Annotated in this window: 10 protein-coding genes and 1 pseudogene; 2 read left to right on the forward strand and 9 right to left on the reverse strand. The window is 68.8% G+C overall.

What is annotated here, in order from left to right:
- Positions 1-269 precede the first annotated feature (269 nt).
- Positions 270-1,451: a DUF2399 domain-containing protein gene (locus AC068B_RS32610; RefSeq protein ID WP_478675143.1), complete on the forward strand. Its 1,182-nt coding sequence runs from the start codon at positions 270-272 to the stop codon at positions 1,449-1,451.
- 159 nt (positions 1,452-1,610) lie between these two features.
- Here the strand turns inward: AC068B_RS32610 and AC068B_RS32615 are convergent, their stop codons facing one another.
- The 4 genes and pseudogenes from AC068B_RS32615 to AC068B_RS32630 all read right to left on the reverse strand — a co-directional run bounded on the left by AC068B_RS32615 (position 1,611) and on the right by AC068B_RS32630 (position 5,435).
- Positions 1,611-2,240, reverse strand: a complete 630-nt coding sequence (locus AC068B_RS32615) for a nucleoside deaminase (RefSeq protein WP_478675144.1) — start codon at positions 2,238-2,240, stop codon at positions 1,611-1,613.
- A 276-nt stretch (positions 2,241-2,516) separates the two neighbouring features.
- The gene (locus AC068B_RS32620; protein ID WP_478675288.1) at positions 2,517-4,001 is read right to left on the reverse strand and encodes a UvrD-helicase domain-containing protein; all 1,485 of its coding nucleotides are present in this window, start codon (positions 3,999-4,001) and stop codon (positions 2,517-2,519) included.
- A gap of 96 nt (positions 4,002-4,097) precedes the next feature.
- On the reverse strand, positions 4,098-5,015 hold the full coding sequence (locus tag AC068B_RS32625; RefSeq protein ID WP_478675145.1) for a DUF6083 domain-containing protein: 918 nt from the start codon (positions 5,013-5,015) through the stop codon (positions 4,098-4,100).
- A 165-nt stretch (positions 5,016-5,180) separates the two neighbouring features.
- Positions 5,181-5,435, reverse strand: a pseudogene (locus AC068B_RS32630) (helix-turn-helix transcriptional regulator).
- Positions 5,436-5,587: 152 nt separating this feature from the next.
- On the opposite strand from AC068B_RS32630, the gene AC068B_RS32635 reads away from it, so the two are divergent.
- The gene (locus AC068B_RS32635; protein ID WP_478675146.1) at positions 5,588-6,592 is read left to right on the forward strand and encodes a hypothetical protein; all 1,005 of its coding nucleotides are present in this window, start codon (positions 5,588-5,590) and stop codon (positions 6,590-6,592) included.
- 166 nt (positions 6,593-6,758) lie between these two features.
- Here AC068B_RS32635 and AC068B_RS32640 read toward each other — a convergent pair whose 3' ends face one another.
- The 5 genes from AC068B_RS32640 to AC068B_RS32660 form a co-directional block, all read right to left on the reverse strand.
- Complete coding sequence (locus AC068B_RS32640) at positions 6,759-7,292, reverse strand: SMI1/KNR4 family protein (RefSeq protein ID WP_478675147.1); 534 nt, start codon at positions 7,290-7,292, stop codon at positions 6,759-6,761.
- Between the two features lie 30 nt (positions 7,293-7,322).
- The gene (locus AC068B_RS32645; protein ID WP_478675148.1) at positions 7,323-11,945 is read right to left on the reverse strand and encodes a DUF6531 domain-containing protein; all 4,623 of its coding nucleotides are present in this window, start codon (positions 11,943-11,945) and stop codon (positions 7,323-7,325) included.
- A gap of 60 nt (positions 11,946-12,005) precedes the next feature.
- Positions 12,006-13,127: a hypothetical protein gene (locus AC068B_RS32650; RefSeq protein ID WP_478675149.1), complete on the reverse strand. Its 1,122-nt coding sequence runs from the start codon at positions 13,125-13,127 to the stop codon at positions 12,006-12,008.
- On the reverse strand, positions 13,082-13,729 hold the full coding sequence (locus AC068B_RS32655; protein WP_478675150.1) for a hypothetical protein: 648 nt from the start codon (positions 13,727-13,729) through the stop codon (positions 13,082-13,084). Before AC068B_RS32655 ends, AC068B_RS32650 begins: the two co-directional genes overlap by 46 nt.
- Positions 13,730-14,379: 650 nt before the next feature.
- Positions 14,380-16,833 (reverse strand): FG-GAP-like repeat-containing protein, encoded by a 2,454-nt coding sequence (locus AC068B_RS32660; protein ID WP_478675151.1) that lies wholly within the window; start codon positions 16,831-16,833, stop codon positions 14,380-14,382.
- Positions 16,834-17,155: the final 322 nt, after the last annotated feature.

The following is a 17,155-nucleotide window of genomic DNA, read 5'->3' on the forward strand; positions in this document are numbered from 1 at the left end:
TGGCTGGATTACGCATCGCGGGCATTTTCCCCTGCCCCAGGGGCTACGGGGCAGCGCCAGGCGTCACGGAGAAAGCTGCCCGTAGACGACCATGCGTCCATGATGGTCCGCGGCGAACATGGGGCCCAGGCCGACGCTTTCGTTGGCTCAGGTGACCGACCCGCCCGGAGTCAACTCCGGTTACATTAAGGCACGTTGACAGTGACCTTCTTGGGGGTGGCATGACGGCGCGTGCTCCATCTTCTGCGCTCGGCAAGGTTCCCACGGCTGTGGCGGATCGCGTGCTGCTGCAGGTCGGCTCCCGGCGCGAGGCCCGCATCCGCCCCTGGGTGGACGCCGCCGCCAGCGGGCTGGTGCTGACCGGGAAGGGGGCGCTGACGAAGGCCGTCCGGCTACGCGAAGCCGGGTTCGTGGCTCCGCTGCTGGTCGACGAGGCCCGCTACCAGCTGGCGTACGCGACCAAGGAGGCGCCGTTTCCCGGGCTCGACGAGGGCCCGACGCCACTGTTCGGCCATGACCGACTGGAAGAGCTGATGACGGCGCATCTCGCCTTCGCCGACGCGGCGTTGACGCCGACGGGCTACGTGGCGGCCGGGGCGGCAGACGTGCTGGAAGCGGCCGCGGCACGGGTGCGCCGGCTCGGCGACCCGCGGGTGGTGTTCTGTGCGCCGGTGGATGCCGGGTGGCTGTACCCCGGCGCGCTGGAGCGGTTGGCGGAGGTGCTGCGCAGCGTTCCCGGGCCGGTGGCGGTCCTGGTGGGGGGCCGTCCGGAGCCGCAGGCGGCTGCGGCGGGGCTGGCTCGGCTGCTGCAGCAGGTTCCCGGGGTGGGGGTGCTGCGCAGGGAACGCGCCGGCGTCACCACCGATCTGCTGTCCTCCACCGTGCTCACCTGGCACCTCACCCCGCCCGGCGCCTCTCCCTGGGCCCGCATGCTGCGCCAGCGCACCGAGCTGGGCCTCGCCACCCACCTGACGGTTCAAGAGCTCCGCTCTGCCCCCGCAACACGGGATCCTCTGACCCGCCCGGGCGTGACCGTCTTCGCATGCGAAAACCCGCAAGTTGTCCAGGCTGCGGTGCGCAACGGGACCACGTCGCCACTGATCTGCACGTCCGGAAATCCCTCACACGCCGCCTGGATCCTGCTCGAGCGTCTGATCATCGAGGGCGCCCACGTCATCTACCACGGGGACTTCGACTGGCCCGGCCTCGCCATCGCCACCCGCATCTACACCGCTGGCATCGGCCCATGGCGCATGACCGCCGCCGACTACCGCACCGCCCTCACCAGCCCGGCCGCATCAGAGCGACTCCCCCTGGACGGCACCCCCCACCCCACTGACTGGGACCTGGCGCTCGCTCCAGCCATGGAACGCGCCGGAATCGCCGTACACGAGGAAAGCCAACTCCCTCTTCTCCTGTCCGACATGGGCACCTGGCCTCGCCCCTGCTAGGGGGGGGGGACTGCGCCGCCCTCTCGGGCCAGGCCAGGCACGTTCAGGGCGCCGCCGGGTCAAGATACGGGTGGCCGTCGTATCCATCGGCGCAGTCCAGTCCCGTGCACCGACGCCTGACCCGATAAGGCCCCACTGCCTCGGGCAAAAGGCCACCCACTAGTGCGCGACGTCCGCGATCCGCGCCAAAGCGAGCTGGTAGGCGGTCTCCACCGTTTCGGACTCGGCGAAGCCGGGCGTGGCAAGGCACTGCCGCGCCAGTGCGGTCAATCCGTCACTGCGTGCCGGCTCGCGCGTCTCCGGCATGTGAAGGAGAGTCCAGAGGCGCATGAGCACCGCGCCGAACACGCTGAGAGGCCCCTGCACAGGCCCTTCCCGGCGATTCCAGCGTGCTGCAATGGCACCACTCACGGAGGGCACCTGCTCGATCCCGCGCCACAACGGATCCGCGGCGGCGTAGACCACAGTGCCAACATGCGCGTGAAGGAGAGCGCCGCTACAGAGCAGACACGGCTCAAGCGTGGTGAACAGAACGTGGTCCTCATAGCGGCGCCGGTACGACATCTGAGCCAGCACATTGATCTCCGCGTGGGCAATAGCTGCCCCAGCAAGCTGCCCAGGTGGGGCAACTGCCTCCTGGCTGCGGTTCCGCCCGCTGGCCACCGTCTCACCATCAGGACTGATCAGCACAGCTCCGATAGGCCGGCTGCCAGCCCTAAACGCCTCCCACGCCAGCTCGAAGGGCAGTCGCCAGATCGTCGGCAGCGCCGATGTTTCGTCACCAGGCATGCAGCGATTCTGCCCGGCGCAACGCCCGCGCCGGTACCACTGGAACCTCAGCTTGTCCGGGCATGGCAGTGGCGGCGGACATGGGAACGGGCCCGACCTGCCAGCGACCTGAACTGCCCGGCCATGAAAAGCAACCGCACAGTTAGCAGCCAGCTTCCGGGAGTGAGGGCAATGGGCGCCCCTGCGACGGGCAACGCCTCCCCCGAGTTCAAGCTCGGCAGTGCGCTGCCCGATACCAACGGCTCCTTGCTCTGGTGCACGGCATGCCAGGCATGTCTATTCGGTCGGGCCGCCGGCACCCGCGCGCGGCGCACCGGTGCGGTCGTGGATCCAGGACAAGCCGCCTAGATCGAGGCAGCGGCGCGTGCGGGTGACAGCGACGTAGGCGAGGCGGGCCTCGCCGTCGTCGATCGGGCCGGGCAGGGGCTGGCCCTGGTCATCGCGCTCCTCGCTGTCCTTGGGTGGGGTGAAGTCGTCGGCGATCTTCACGCTTGCCCATTCGCGGCCTTTGGCCTTGTGGGCGGTCGAGACGATGACCTCGGCGCTTTCCTCGGGGGCGAGTTGGGCGACGGCGGTGAGGATGGCCTCAGGGCCGTGGGTGTCGACGAGGTCGACCAGCGGCTGCAGGTCGCTGCCCGCCGGGTCGTGGGCGGCGTAGTCCTGCAGGTCGCCCCAGCAGGTGAACAGGACCAGTTCGGGGTGGGCGGTGCGGCGTCCTTCCTTCAGGTCGCGGGCGGCCAGGGCCAGGGCGCGCAGGCTCTCTCCTCCGCCGACCAGTGCCACGCGCTGTCCACAGGTGAGGAAGGTCATGACCTGTGCCAGGGCGCCGACGTTGGTGCGGCACAGCACGGCGTCGGGCCGGGTGAGCGGGCCGAGTTCGGTGGGGATGGTGTCGGTGCCGGTCAGGCGGAGGGGGGCATCGGCGATGTGGAGCCAGCGGTTGGCTTCGGTGGCGAGGCGGGGGCCGAAGCGGAAGGACTGGGAGAGGGTCAGGGCGGTGCCGTCGAAGCCGGTCATGACGTCTTTGGCGCCACGCCAGCCGTAGATGGCCTGGGCGGAGTCGCCGACCATGACCAGCTGGGCGTGGCTGCGCTGGCTGAGGAAGATCTGTTCGACGACGGGGTTGGTGTCCTGGGCTTCGTCCAGGAGCAGGTAGTCGGCCGGGAGGGTGGGCTGGGTGAGGGCCCAGATTTTGAGGTAGTGGTCGTGTTCGAAGCGGACGACGCCGTCGGCGGGGTGCTGCAGGTCGGCCCAGGCTCGGTGGGCGAAGGGGACAACGGTGCGGGCGAGCTGGGCATGCTGGGCGGGGTCTTCCAGTCCGCGCAGGCGGGGTACGTGGTGGCGGGTGATGGCGGGGTCGGCAGAGTGGCAGAAGCGGGTGACGGTGCGCAGAGTGGCGTAGGAGAGGGTCCGTTGTGTCACCTCGCGGTCGCCCAGGCGGGCGGGTTGGGTGATGCCGAGGGCGTGGCCGATCTGTCCGGCGGGGCGGCGGGGGGCGTTCAGGCGGCGGGTGTAGCGGTGGCCGAGGGCGGCGTAGGCCAGGGCGTGGGCGGTCTTGCAGGTGACGGTGGCCGGGAAGCGGGTGGCGGCGTCGCGGGCGATGGCCCGGTTGTAGGCGAGGTAGCGGCCGCGGCGGCGGGTGGCTTGGGCGAGCAGGGCCAAGGTGGTGGTCTTGCCGGTTCCGGCGCCGGCCTGGAGGACCATGTGGTCTCCGGCACGAAAGGCGTCAGCGGCAGCGGTCTGCTCGTCGGTCAGGGTCAGCACGGTGGTGCTCCGTGTGGGGAGGATTGGAGAGCGGGGTGGTGTTGCGGGGGTGCGCTGTCTTTGCGGTCCTGTTTGTTGGCTGCGGGGCGGTGCTCAGCCGGCATGGGGCGGCCGGGTCGGCTTCGGACAGGCCCTGCCGCGCCGTGGTGCCGTCCGATGGACGGGGCCGGGCAGGTGCGAGTGGATGTGGCGGTGGTGCAGGAGGGGGTCGAAGACCTGCCAGGCTGCCACGGCCAGGTCGGCGGCGGCGTGTACGGCGGCATGGGCGGGACAGCGTTGGCTGCGCCAGCGCAGTTGTTCGGCGTAAGGCAGGCGGCTGAGGTCGTAGACGGCCATGAGTCCGCCGGGCAGGGCCAGTTGCCGGTGGCGAGGGCTGGGGTTGGCAGGCAGGAGGGCCCAGATGCCAGCCGGGCTTGCCGGGTGCAGGACGGGGTGAGGGCAGCGGTGGCGGGTGCGGGTCTGGGCCACGCACTGCAGGGCGTTCAGGGGGCCTTCGGCGAGGTATCGGGTGTAGAGGAGCTGGACGACGGGCCGGGCGGGGTGGCTGTCCGCGGTCTGCTCGGGCGGGATGGGCCCGGGGGTGGCGGCGGGCGGGGCGAACAGGCTGGCGTCGATCAGGGTGCGGGTGCGCACGGCGAGTTGGCAGCGGGTCTGGGCCAGGCGGGGGGTGAGCCGGGTCGTGGGGGTGCGGTGCGGGCACAGGACGGCGTGCGGGGTGCGGCACCAGGCGCTGTTGTCGCCGTGGCGGTGGGCGATGCCGCAGCTGAGGTGCCAGCGGCTGGAGGGGGGCACGTCGGCGGTGGTGAACTCGGCCGGGTGCAGCGCGATGGGCCGGTGGTCGTCGCGCTGGTACCACTCGATGCGGTTGCCGCAGGCGCGGCAGCGGCTGTTCTGTCCGGTGCGCAGCAGGCGGCTGGTGCTGGTGGCGGCGACGCGCAGGGAGCGGTGCGGGCGGGCCGTGAGCGGCGTGCCGTCCCAGTGGCGGGGTGAGGCCGTGGAGCGGGGGTGCATGGGAGGGAAGGTGCCAGGCGGCGCGCCGCGGTCATGTCGGTGTCGGCGGTGTCTCCTGCGAATGGCCCAGCGAAGGGGAACATGCACCCGAGAGATGAAGTGTTTGTTCGGTTGTGGTTACCCGTTCGGGTGGCGTTCGCGGGGGTGCGGCAGCCGGTTGCGGGGTCAGACGCCGGGCGGGGTGTGGCCGTCGCAGAGGGTGCCCAGCAAGCGGTCGACGGGGACCTCGAGGGCATGGGCGAGCGCGTGCCAGGTCTTGAGGCTGCCGACGGTGCGGCCTTGCTCGATTTCGATGAGGGTGCGGCGGGCCAGGCCGCTGCGCTCGGCCAGTTAGTCGTAGGTGAATCCCCGCTCGGCCCTCAGGCGCGCGAGCTCGAGGCGCAGCGCGGTGAGGTTCGGGTCGGGCGGGAAGATCGTCACTCCACCATCCGAAGGTGCAGCACCCTGCCCTGTCAGTGCAGACCTCTGCCCTATTTCCGCAGGTCGGCGATCCACCGAGGGGGCAGAGGTCTGCACTAGCGTGTGCGGTCGTCAGCCGAGACCAGCACGGATCAGGCGGGAGGAACGCACCCATGAGGCTTGGCGCAACGCACGTGAGGGTGCGGCGCATCTGGACCGTGGAGCTGCGGCCCGAGGCGGGCGGCCCGGTGCTGGTGTGCCCGCGCTGCCGTCCTGGCCCGCGGCCTCTTGCGGCTGGCTCGGCACGCTCGACGGCGCTGGCCCACCTGGCCCAGCACGCCCGGCATGACGTGCTGGCGCCACATCTGCAGACCTGCCAGTGCTTTGAGCAGGGCTGTCGATGGCACCCCCGCCACCGTGGCTGCTCCGGCTCCGTGCGGCTGGTGCTGATGCGTGCCCAGGGCGGGCGCCTGTGGCGCCTGGCCGATGCGTGCGCGGCCGCGACCGCGACCGCGCACGCCGCGGTGGTCCCCGAAGCCCTGCTCCCCGTCGCCCCGCCCCTTGCGGCGTCCCGCCGACCGCGTGGCCGCCCGATCGCCCGGACACCGGGGGCAGATGAACGCGTGCGCGTGAGGGAGATGCTCACCTACCTGGCCTCAGCGCTGCCCCGCTTCTCCTCCCCCAGCGCCCGCCTCCTGGCCCTGCAATGCGCACTGCGCACCGATCGACAGGGGCGCGTCGGCCTGCCGGAGGGATTCCTGCGCGGCATGCGCCTGGCCTCCTGCGCGACCCCCTGGCATGAACTTGAGCACGCCGGCTGGCTGCGCTGCATCCGCCGTCGGCACGGGACCGTGGAAGCGCAGCTGTTGGACGTCGCGGTCCTGGCCCAGGCGCCCGGCCGTGAGCAGCGGGCGCGTGCCGCCCACTGGGCCCTGCGCCCTGCCCCCCTGGCAGTCCCGCGTAAGGCTCCGCCTTCTGTTCAGCTCGCCTCTCTGGTCTTGGCGGTGCACACCGAGACCGGCCACGGGAGCGCCGATACCGATACCCTCGCCCGGCTCTGCGCGAGCGCCCCCTCATCCCTGGAGGACCTTCTCGACCAACTCACCCACGCCCGCACGCTGGCGTCTTGGCGCCGCGATCTCGAGGCGGGCGAAACGTACTGGCAACTGCCGCAGTAGCCCTGAGCTACCCAGGGAGCCTTCCGGACGCTGCCCCCTGCTGGCCCATGCCCGTGATCCCGTCGCCCCGGTCGACTCACACCCTGAGGCTGACGGTCAGCCTCCACTCGATGAGCCCAGCAGGCGGCCCCGCTGCACCCGTCGGACACAGTGCGGCCCCACGGGTTCAGAGGATGTCGTCATTGGAATCGAACTGGTGCTCAGCGGGGGGAAAGTCGGGGAAGTACACCGTGTCCGCCTCTCCCGTCAGGACGGACAACAGGAACGGCGCGCACTGATGTGGGTGGTACTCCCATTCCGGGCCCCGGCCCTCATTGAACATGACCGCCCATTCATCGGGCTTCTGCTCCGCCCGGCGCAGCCAGTACAGCATGGCGCCGCTGCCCTCGATGTAGGCCCAGGGCAGGACCTGAGCGCCGTCTTGCAGTTGCGCCGGCTTGGCTTCGGTCTCCCACAAGTTGGCCAGGGTCTCGGCACGCTCCGTGGCCTGGTCGAGGAGGTTGTAGTCCTCATCCGGACAGGCGGGGTCCAGGAGCCAGATGGTCTCGTCGAAGACCCCGCCTCCGTAGATTTCGACAAGTTCCTTGTAGTCCTGCGGCAGGGCGGTGCCCAGGCGCTGCTCTGCGGCGGCCCAGTCGCGCGGGCGGCGGGGGCCGGGGGGAGGAACGAGTGCGGCAAGGCGTTCCACGGCAGGGTGCATCGGGGTCGGCATCCTTTCGCTGTGCGGTAGTTATTTGGGCTTGGGGACGTTCAAAATGGTCACGCTGTTGGTGCTGCTGCCGCCTTCGTAGGGGGTGAAGGAGAAGCCGCGGTTGCCTTGTGCCTCCAGGGTGAGTCCCACGGGAACGACATCGCTGGGGTCGTTGGTCCGGTAGATGGGTGTGACCTTGTAGTCGATGGTCTCACCCGCATCGACCGCGGTTCTGAGCTGGTCTTCGACCTTCTTCATCACCGGCGAGTTGGCGTTGCGGTGCATGGTGACGAAGTTGCGCAGGTCCTTGTTGGAGCCGCCGATCTGGGCGCCGAGCAGATGCGTCTTGTTGAGCTTCTTGTACTTTTCGTAGCCGGGCACCTTGTCGGGAGGGCTCGTCGTCCCGCCCGTCATGTCGGACTCGAGGCGAGCACGCATGCCGGTGGCGCGGCCGCCCGGGCCGGGCGCGCCGTACTGGACACGGCCGCCCCAGGTGACATCGGCCTCGTTGCAGGGCGAGAGCCCCAGCGGGTCGGCCTGAGTGTGCGGGTTGTCGACGTAGACGGCGGGGTTCGGTGCCGGGTCGATGCCCAGGGGGTCCAGGGTGAGGTAACGGCCCGTCTCGGGGTCGTAGTGACGGAAGTAGTTGTGGTGCAGTCCAGTTTCAGGGTCGTAGTACTGGCCCGGGAAGCGCAGCGGGGTGTAGGCCGTGGCGTCCTGGTTCCAGGCGGTGGTACCCCACAGTGTGGCGCGTGCACGCCAGGCAACGTTGCCCTGCTCGTCGACGAGCTCGGTGGGGGTGCCGATCTGGTCGGTGACGATGGCGTAGAACCGCTGGTCGATGACCTGTTGTGGCGCCTGGGCGAGGGATTTCGTCTCCGTTTGCGACAGGGGTGCCAGCCCGTCATGGTCCCAGGTGAGGGTGATCAGTTCGGTCGATCCGGTGACCTGGGTCGACTGCTCAGTGAGGGTACTGCCGTCCCAGGTGAAGCGGGTTTCCTCGGTGACTTGTCCGTCGGTAGCGAGCCGCTGCTTGGCGATGCGGCGTCCGAGGGGGTCGTACAGGTAGCGCCAGCGGGTGCCGTCGGGGGTGGTGACGGAGGTGAGGCGGTCTTCGGCGTCCCAGGTGTAGCGCCAGAGGTCGGGTTTGTGGGATAGGCGGCGCTTGCGGCGCTGGATGGCTCGTCCGGCTGCGTCGTAGGCGTAGCGGGTGCCGCCGGCGCTCGTCAGGCGTGTTCCGCGGTAGGCGCGTGGGCCTTGGGCCTGGTCTCCCGGGTGCTGGTCGGGCCAGGAGGCGTGGGTTTGATTGCCTGCGTCGTCGTAGGCGTAGGCCTCGCTCCAGTTGGCTGCGTTGACGGTGGTGACGCGCCCGGCCTGGTCCAGCGTGAACGTGCGACGGCCGCTGTCCTGGTCAGTGATGGCGGTCAGGTGCCCGTCTTCGCGGTAGGTGAAGGTCCGCTGGATTTGCGGGCGGGTGGCACTGGGCACCGTGAGGGTCTGGCCGGCCAGATGGTTCTGCCCGTCCCAGGTGAAGGCGAGGGTGAAACGGTCGCCCAGGCTGCGCTGGATTTCGCGGCCTGCGGCGTCGTGCTGGAGAGAGAAGATGCGGCCTGCCACGGTGAGGGCGTCGTAGTTGCCGGCGGTGTCGTAGGAGTAGGCGGTCGTGATACCCGCGGGTGTGGTGCGGCAGGTGCGGCGTCCGGCGGCGTCGCAGGAGGTGGCCAGGGTGCGGCCGTCGACGGTCTCTGAGACGAGACGGCCGACAGCGTCGTACCGGAACTCCAAGGTGGCGTCGGGGCTGGTGGCCTTGAGCAGGCGGCCGCACAGGTCATTCTCGAAGGTGGTGGCCTGGCCCTCAATGGCCTTGTCGACCATCTGGCCGGTGGTGTCGTAGCGATAGGTGACGGTCTGCCCGGCGGCGTTGGTGTTGCGGGTGATCCGTCCGCCCGCGTCGTACGCGTAGGTCCTGGCGTGGCCGTCGAAGTCGGTTTCCCCGACGAGTTGCCCGGCCAGATCGTAGTGGTAGGCCCATGTCAGGCCCTGCGGGTTGGTGACTGCGGTCAGCCGCAGTTCGCTGTCGTAGGCGAACGTGAGGCGCGTGCCGTCCGGGCTGGTCTGGGCCGTCAGCAGGTCGAAGTGGCTGTACTCGGAGCGGACCGTCGCGCCGAGCGGGTCGGTGTGGCGGATGCAGTTGCCCTCACCGTCGAAGGCCCAGGTCTCTGTCGTGTTGTCCGGGCGGGTGCGGGACAGGAGTTGTCCCTCCACCGACCACGTCAGGTGGGTCGCCCCTCCCCCGGGGCCAGTGCTGGCCTGGATGCGCCCGAAGGGGTCGTATGCGTGGTGGATAACCGCGTGGGAGGGGTCGGTGATGCTCAGGGGCAGTCCGGCGGCGTTGCTGGTGGCCTCCACACGCTCGCCGAGCGGGCTGGTGACGGCCTGGATCTCGCCGTGGGGCCCGATGGTGTAGCGCGTGGTCTCCCCGTTGGGGTCAGTCAGGGCGGTGCAGTTGCCGACCTCGTCGTAGGTGTACTGCCAGCACGTGCCGTCGGGCAGTTGGACGGCCGTGGCGAGGTGGAGGTCGTTGTAGGCGAAGCGGGTGGTGCCGCCATCGGGCCGCAGGACCTTCACCGGCATGCCCAGCTCGTTGTTCTCGAGTCTCGTGGTCTGCCCGAGCTGATCCGTTGAGGCGACGACGTGCTGGCGTGCGTCGTATTCGGTGACGACGGTGCCGCCGAGGGGGTCTATTTCAGCGACGACGAGGCAGGCGTCGTTGATGACGTAGCGGGAAGTGGCGCCGTCGTTTGAGGTGACGTGGGTGATGCGGCAGTCGGGCCAGGCAGGGTCCACGCCGTCGTAGGTGAAGGTGTTGGCAAGGTGTCCGGCCTCACCGCCCTGGGCTGTGCAGCGGTCTTGGTCGTCGTAGTGGTACGTGTAGTGGCTGTGGTTGGTGTCCTCCCAGCCCGTGATGCGCTGGCGCTCGTCGTAGGTCAACTGCAACGGCAGGCCAGAGGAGTTGGTGACGGTGGTGAGGTTGCCGTCGGTGTAGCCGTAACGTTTGATCACGGTGTCGGCGCCATCGTCGCCCGCGCCTGCCAGGCTGAGCGCGGTGACGCGTTCGGCGTCGACGGTGAGGTTCAGCTTGTAGCCGCCGCTGTGGCGGATGGCCTGTGGGGTTCCCTCGGCGTCGTAGTCGATGTCGATGGTGTTGTGGTTGCGGTCGGATATTCGCGTCAGGTGTGCCACGTCATCGACGGGGGCGGCAAAGTACCGGCAGTGTCGGGTGACGGGTTCTGTGATGCGGTAGCCGCCGTCGTCCAGGCGAGCCAGCGGCCAGCGCGGTCCGGTCCCGGGCAGGACTGGCATGTCGGGGCCTTCGGGGTGCGGGTAGGCGAGGAGCATGCCGTCCTCGGTGACGAACACGACGCCGTCCTCGTCGACTTCGAGGCGCTGGTCGAGCGTGGAGGTCCACGTCGGACCGAACCAGCCGCCGGTGCGGTAGCCCGAGGCGGCCCGGCGGGTGAAGGCCAGCGGGAGCGTGCCGGGCAGGGTGAGGTCGGTCTGGGCCAGGAACATCTGCCCGGTGGCGACGTCGACCGGGTCGCCACAGCCCTTGATCTTGCTCTTGACCCGGTCGAAGGCGCCCTTCGCGCCGTCCTTGAGCGCGGTACGGGCCGACTTGAAGCCCTTCAGCCCGCCCTTCAACCCCTTCAGGCCCTTGCCGAGTTTCGCGGCGGTGGTGATGCCCTTCATACCCGGGATGCAGTCCAGTGCCGCGAACGCGACATCCATCAGGCCTGCCTGGCCCTTCGCGTATTTACTCAAGGTGTCGGCCAGCACGATCGCTCCGGCCACGACAACGATCGCGGCCAGGATCGGCCCGCCGATGATCATCGCGATCACACCCACGACCGCGACGACGACCTTGCAGACGGCGACGATGGTGTCCCAGTTGTCGGAGACCCAGTCGCCGACCTCTTCCCACCACTTGCGGTTCTGGATCCCCGCGTCGGACGCTTCGTCGATCTTCCTCTTCGCCGTGCCCGCGGCCTCTTCCCGCATCTTGCGGGCGTCGTCGGCCATCTTCTTCGCCGCGTCCAGCGCGCTCTGCGCGGAGTCCACATCACCCTGTGCGGACTTCTGGGCCTTCTCGGCGGAGTGGGCGTTGCGGGTGGCGGCCTTGACCTTGTCCGGATCCGGCTTGGGCACGTCCTTGCCGCCGCCGGGCTTGTCCTTGTACTTGTCGGCTTCCTTGCCCGCCTTGTCCACCCACGAGTCGGCAGACGAGAGCCGCGTCTTGGCGCTGCTCAAGTCCGCCTGTGCCTCGCGGCCCTTGACCAGGGCCTTGTCGGCCAGGGTCTGGGCGCGTTCCAGGTCGGGCCAGTACGCGGACAGCGCGTCACCGGCCATCTCGTAGCTCTTCTTGAGCTTCTTCAGCTTGTCCGGCGCGTCCTCGAACTTCTCCGTGAACGCGTCCGCGGTCTTGCCCACCCACTTCAGGATGGCCTCGTCGCCCGCCATCCCCTTGATGTCCCGCAACACCCTGCCGACGTCATCGGAGAAGTCATGGAGGTTCTTCGCCAGCGACCGCACCCGGTGCGGATCACCCGGCGTCGGATCCTTCTCCAGATCCAGCACATGCCAGTCCGACGGCCTATGGGACACGGTTCAAATCCCCCGGTGTATCCGCCCTGTGTCATCAGGGCACCTGCTGTGAATCGTTGTTCAGCGGTTGATGGACTGGATCTCTTGGACGTTGATGTCCTGGGTGGTCTCGAAGGTCCCGTTTGGCAGCTCCCCCTGCGCCTCACCGGTGCCCTTCCAGCCGATCTCCCAGGTGACTGAGGCCTTCAGCTGGTACGGCTCAGCGTCCGTGGCACGTCGGTAGGCGATGCCGCACGGCGGGTCCTGCTTGGCGGCGCCCTTGGCGTACGGGGCGCCGATGGAACCGTCCTCGTTGACCGGGCAATCGCCGGAGGCGGGGAAGGTTGCCGCCTCCTCGGTGCCCGGGTCCAGGTGCAGGGCCACCGGCTTCGCGGTCGTCACCGCGTACAGCGGGGTGTTGGGAAGCTCGGCGCGCACCGTGACGTCCTTGAAAACGGCCTTGTCCAGCCAGATCCAGGTGGGCAGCTTCACCGTCGACGTGCCCTGCGGCTTCAGCTCGACCTTGGTGTCCGGGACACGGATCCTGTCGTAGGCGTAGGCGGCGAGCACTTCAGGGGTGGGGGCGTTCGGATCGTCGGGGACGGAGTTGGCGTCCTGCCAGAACATCGTCCGTGAGCAGTCCATCGCCTCAATGTCCTCCTCGTGCCCCTTGCGGACCACGTCTCGCCAGAACATCCCCTTCTTGCCGAGGTTGTAGTTCTTCGTGGCCTCGGCGGAGAAGGTCTGCTCGCCTTTGTCGTAGGTGTCAGCAAGCAGCTCTTCGGACCATCGTCGCTGCGAGTTGACGGGCAGTAACTTGTGCGTGCCCTTCATGTCCTCAACCGCGGATTTGAGTTGTTCGGGTGTCGCGACCGGTTCGTACCAGCACGCGGGAGGCCGCCAGTTGGGGTCCACGGGCGCGAGCGTGCCGGTGGAAGACTTCGCCGGGCCGCCGCCGGACTGTTTGATGACGATCCTGGACTGCCCAACCTGCGAGTAGAGCTCTTTCCCTGCGGCGCCCCCCGCGGTGTGACCGGGCTTGGTGGGGTTGCGGCCGTCGTCCTCTCCGATCGCTGCCGCTGGGTGTGCCGTCGCCAGGGGCAGCACCACAGCCAGAGCGGCCCCGTTCAGGGCAGTGACGATTCTGCTCCGCAGCGTCACTGGCAACCGCCCTGCGTGGTCGAGACGAAGGTGGTCTGCCATACGCCCTGGCTGTTCTTGCGCAGCTTGGTCCGGTACAGCACCTGTGCCTTGTCGGCAGGCGTTCCGGTGACCTTCTTGGTCTTGCGGTTCTGTGTGGATGCCTTGCTCTCGTCGGAGCAGTAGAACAGTGTGCCCGAGCCGTCCGGGCTGATCCTGGCCTGTGGCTTGTACGTTCGTGTCTTGCCGATGAGGGTCAAGGCGTCGTCAGTGAACCCGCTGATCCACTTCTTGCCGGTGGCCAGGGCCTCGCCCCTGTTGTAGAACGCCAGAGGTTCGGCTTCAGGGTTGCCTTCGGTGATCGCTGCGTAGGACGCCAGGAGCTGCTGCTTGCCGTCGTCCATGATGGCCTGGAGCTTCGGATCGCTGTTCGTCCAGCCATCGAAGGCGACCTGGAAAGACTTGGGCAGCGTGATTTCCGGCCGCTTGGCCTCGTCAGGCTTCGCCGACGGGCCGGCGGACGCCGAGGCGTCCTTGTCTCCGTCCCCGGCGCCCTTGATCTTGTCGGAGGTGTCGTCGTCACCGCTGCCCGAGCTGCAACCCGTCAGCAGCAGCGTGGTACTTGCGGTGATGGCGACCGCAATGGACAGGAAACGGCGATTCACGTCTGAACTCCTGGGTGGTCTGAAGTGCCTGGGGTAACTCACGCTACCCACGGTGTAGATGGTTTCACGAGGGGTTTCCCCAGCCCGGTGCCGGGGTCATCGGGTGGCCGAGAACCTTCACGCCCGCAGTACGCAACCCGCGCATCACCGTACGGACAGGTCAACAACGTTCCAAAAGTGAACGAGTCAACAGGCCGTGCCGGTGAGAACTCTGACGAGACCGTGCAGCACACCGCACGAGCCGACTGGCTGCCCAGGCATGCCCGCCGACGAGTTGGCGGATTCTGCGCGTGGCGCTGGCCCAGCACACATTGCTCTTACGGCAGGACCGCCCTTCACCTCGGTGGAAACCTGGACGTGACCGCCAGGCAGCCCACAAACACCGCGCGCACTGCGCCAATGACTGTCAGTTCACGGTTTGCTGGCGGCTGCGAGGGAGACCGGCCACCCACTCACGCGCCAGAGGACCTTAGGGCAGACGGCACGCCTCGAAGCGCACGGGCAGTGGCCTCTCGCGGCTCTCGCCGACCGGCACTCTGATCAGCTGCAGGAGTGTGCAGGACGAGGCGCTACGACCCGTTTCCGGACCCCGGCGGCCGCCGGGGTCCGGTGTTGTCTGTCGGCCCGTCCCTACCTCGGCGCGAGAGAGGTCAGGGCGCCAGGGCCTGGCCTGCATGTGCGGCGGCGGCCAGGCCTAGCGTGCTTGGGCCAAAGTAGGTACCGCTGGCAGGGTTGATGCCGGTGGCAGCGGTCTCAAGGTGCAGGACGGTGCCGTCCCCCGTGTTCTCGCCTTCTGCGCCGATGACGAGGTCAGCCCAGGCGTTGCCACGCAAGTCAGCGAGAGAGACCGCGGAGCCGAAGCGGTCACCCGCCTCGGTGTCGCCTGTGATGTCGGGGGTGTCTTGGTTGAAGGCTTGGGAGCCGGTGCCGGTCAGGCCGCTGGTGCTGCCGGGAAGGAGCAGGACAGCGCCGGCGTCTTTGCGGTCGACCTCAGCCCGGGTGATGTCCTCATTCGGCAATCCGACCAGGACGTCGGCACTGCCGTCGAAGTTGGCGTCGCCGACCGCGATGGAAGAGCCCATGGCGTCGCCGGATTCGGCTGCCCCCGGCACACCTGCGCTGTTCTGGTCGCTGGAGGTGGCACCACTGACCGTGATGCCGCTGGAGGAGCCGTAGAAGGCGGTGACCTGTCCCCCTGTCGTGGAGCCGGACTCGACGGGGTAGGGCTGGCCCACGGCGATGTCGGTGTAGCCGTCGCCGTTGAGGTCGCCGGCGGCGATGGAGCGGCCGCCCTTGGCGGAGAGCACGGCGCCCGGTTTCAGGCCGCTTGGAGAGCCTTGGAACTGCATGATGCGTCCGGTGCTGTCGGGCCCGAGGTAGGTGATGGCGACGTCGGCGTAGCCGTCCTGGTTGAAGTCGCCGCTGGCGGCGTCGGGGTGCTTGATCGTGCCGGGTGCGGTGAGCAGGGAGTTGCTCACTGCCGCGCCCGTGGCGCTGTCGCGCACCCACCAGGTGGCGGGGGTGCCCGGGGCGAGGGCGAAGATGTCGGCTTTGCCGTCGCTGTTGAAGTCGCCGACCGTGACTGCTTCCCCCAGGCGTGCGTCGTTGACGCGGGCGGCGGTGTCCAGGCTGTAGCCGTCTCCGCTGTTGAGGCCTGGGCCGTACAGGGCGGTGACGTAGCCGCTGTCGCTGTGGCCGTCGGCGTCGTTCTCTCCCGGGGCGCCCACGACCAGGTCGGCGTGGCCGTCGCCGTTGAGGTCGCCGTAGGCGCTGTCGGCGCCGAAGGCGTCCCCTGTTTCGGCGGTGCCGGGGACGCCGGGCGCGTTCTGGGTCAGGACGTGCTTGGTTGCGCTGTCGGGGCCGCTCTTGCTGCCCGGTACGACGGTGACCGCTCCTGCTGTCTTGAGGGTGCCGACGGTGGCCTGCGGGGCTCCGACGGCCAGGTCGCTGACGCCGTCGCGGTTTACATCGGCGGTGGGAGCCGCTGCGTTCGCAGCAGGGCTTTTCGCATATGCCCGTGCGTAAGGCAGTTGGGTGTTCAGGTTCTCATCGGGTGTGGAGGTGGTCATGGCCTCCGAGGCGCTGGCCAGAGCGGGGAAGGTTGCCTGCTCGCCGGCTTCGTACTTGCCGTTGGAGGCGGTGGCCGTCATCGTGGCCGTTCCTGCGGGGTCGTGTCCGGACAGGCCGAGTTTCCAGGCACCGAGCCGGGCCAGCGACTGCAGGGCTGCGGGGGTGGGGCGGCTCGTGCCCATCTCGCCCAGCAGGGCGACGCCGACGGTGTCGGTGTTGAAGCCCGGTGTGTGGAAGCCGGTCACTGGCTTGTCCATGCCGCCGCCGCGGCCTTCGAAGATGGTGCCGCATTTGTCGATGAGGAAGTTGAACCCGATGTCGCTCCACAGGTGATCGGGGTCTGCCATGTGGTACGCCTGGATCCCCCGCACCAGCGCCAGGGAATCGGCGCAGCTGTAGTCATTCGTGCCGCCCGCGGCATGGGCAAGGACGGCCTTGGTCTCGGTGCCGAAGGTGGGAGGCTGGGTGGTGTTCTCGTCCGCCTGCCACTGGACCCGGCTGGTGATCGGGGGCTTGGCGACAGCCGCTGCTGCCGCCAGGGTGTTTGTCTCGGGCCGATCCCCCGCCGCTGGGCGGGCCCTCGTCGGGCCTTGCTCAGGCGGAACGGCAGTTCCCGGGTCGACCAGGGTGAGGCTGATCTTCTCCGGCAGTTCCTTGCCTGTCCCCGTACCTGTCGATGTGATTCGCGCTTGAACTGCGTTCGACAAGCCGACCCATAATGGTGCTGTCTGTCCCGAAACGGGGAGCTTGGCTCCTCTTCTTTCGGGGCCTTGCTGGGCATTGGCATGAAGATTGCTCCACCCCGACCACGTTCCTGTCACGGCGTCTCGAACGCGTACCTGGGCCTGGCCGTCGAGTGGCTTTTCGCCGGCCCACGCTGCACCGATAATCGAGAAGGGCTCGGTTTCTGTGGGACGCAACACCCCTTCAGGCCCGGTGCCGTGGCCTATTTCGATGGTGCGCACCTGGGCCGGCCGGGGGGAGGCGCCGTCCGGATGCCCTACCGGCCCCGCGTGCGCGGGAACAATCCCCATGGAGCAGACGCTCCCGAGCAGGACACCCCCCAGCGCGACCTGAGATCGGTTTCTCTGTCGGCACTCGCTGGCCGATTTGTTGCCATGCCGCATTCATAGCTCCTCACTCGTAGCGGGCAAAGACGATCTCTTTTGACACCGGTGACGCGCGGAAGGTTGTACGCACCAGCTTGTGAGGGTCATCTCAAATGCACTTTCCTGTAAGGCTCTTGCTGCATGGGCGATCTCTGGAAGGATCTAGCAGCTTGTTGCGCCGACTGGGGAGGATGCTGTGCGATTACGTCTGTCTGGGGGCCGCGCCTTAGCGGTTGTCGCCGCGATG

This window comes from Streptomyces sp. NPDC042371 (assembly GCF_056437465.1).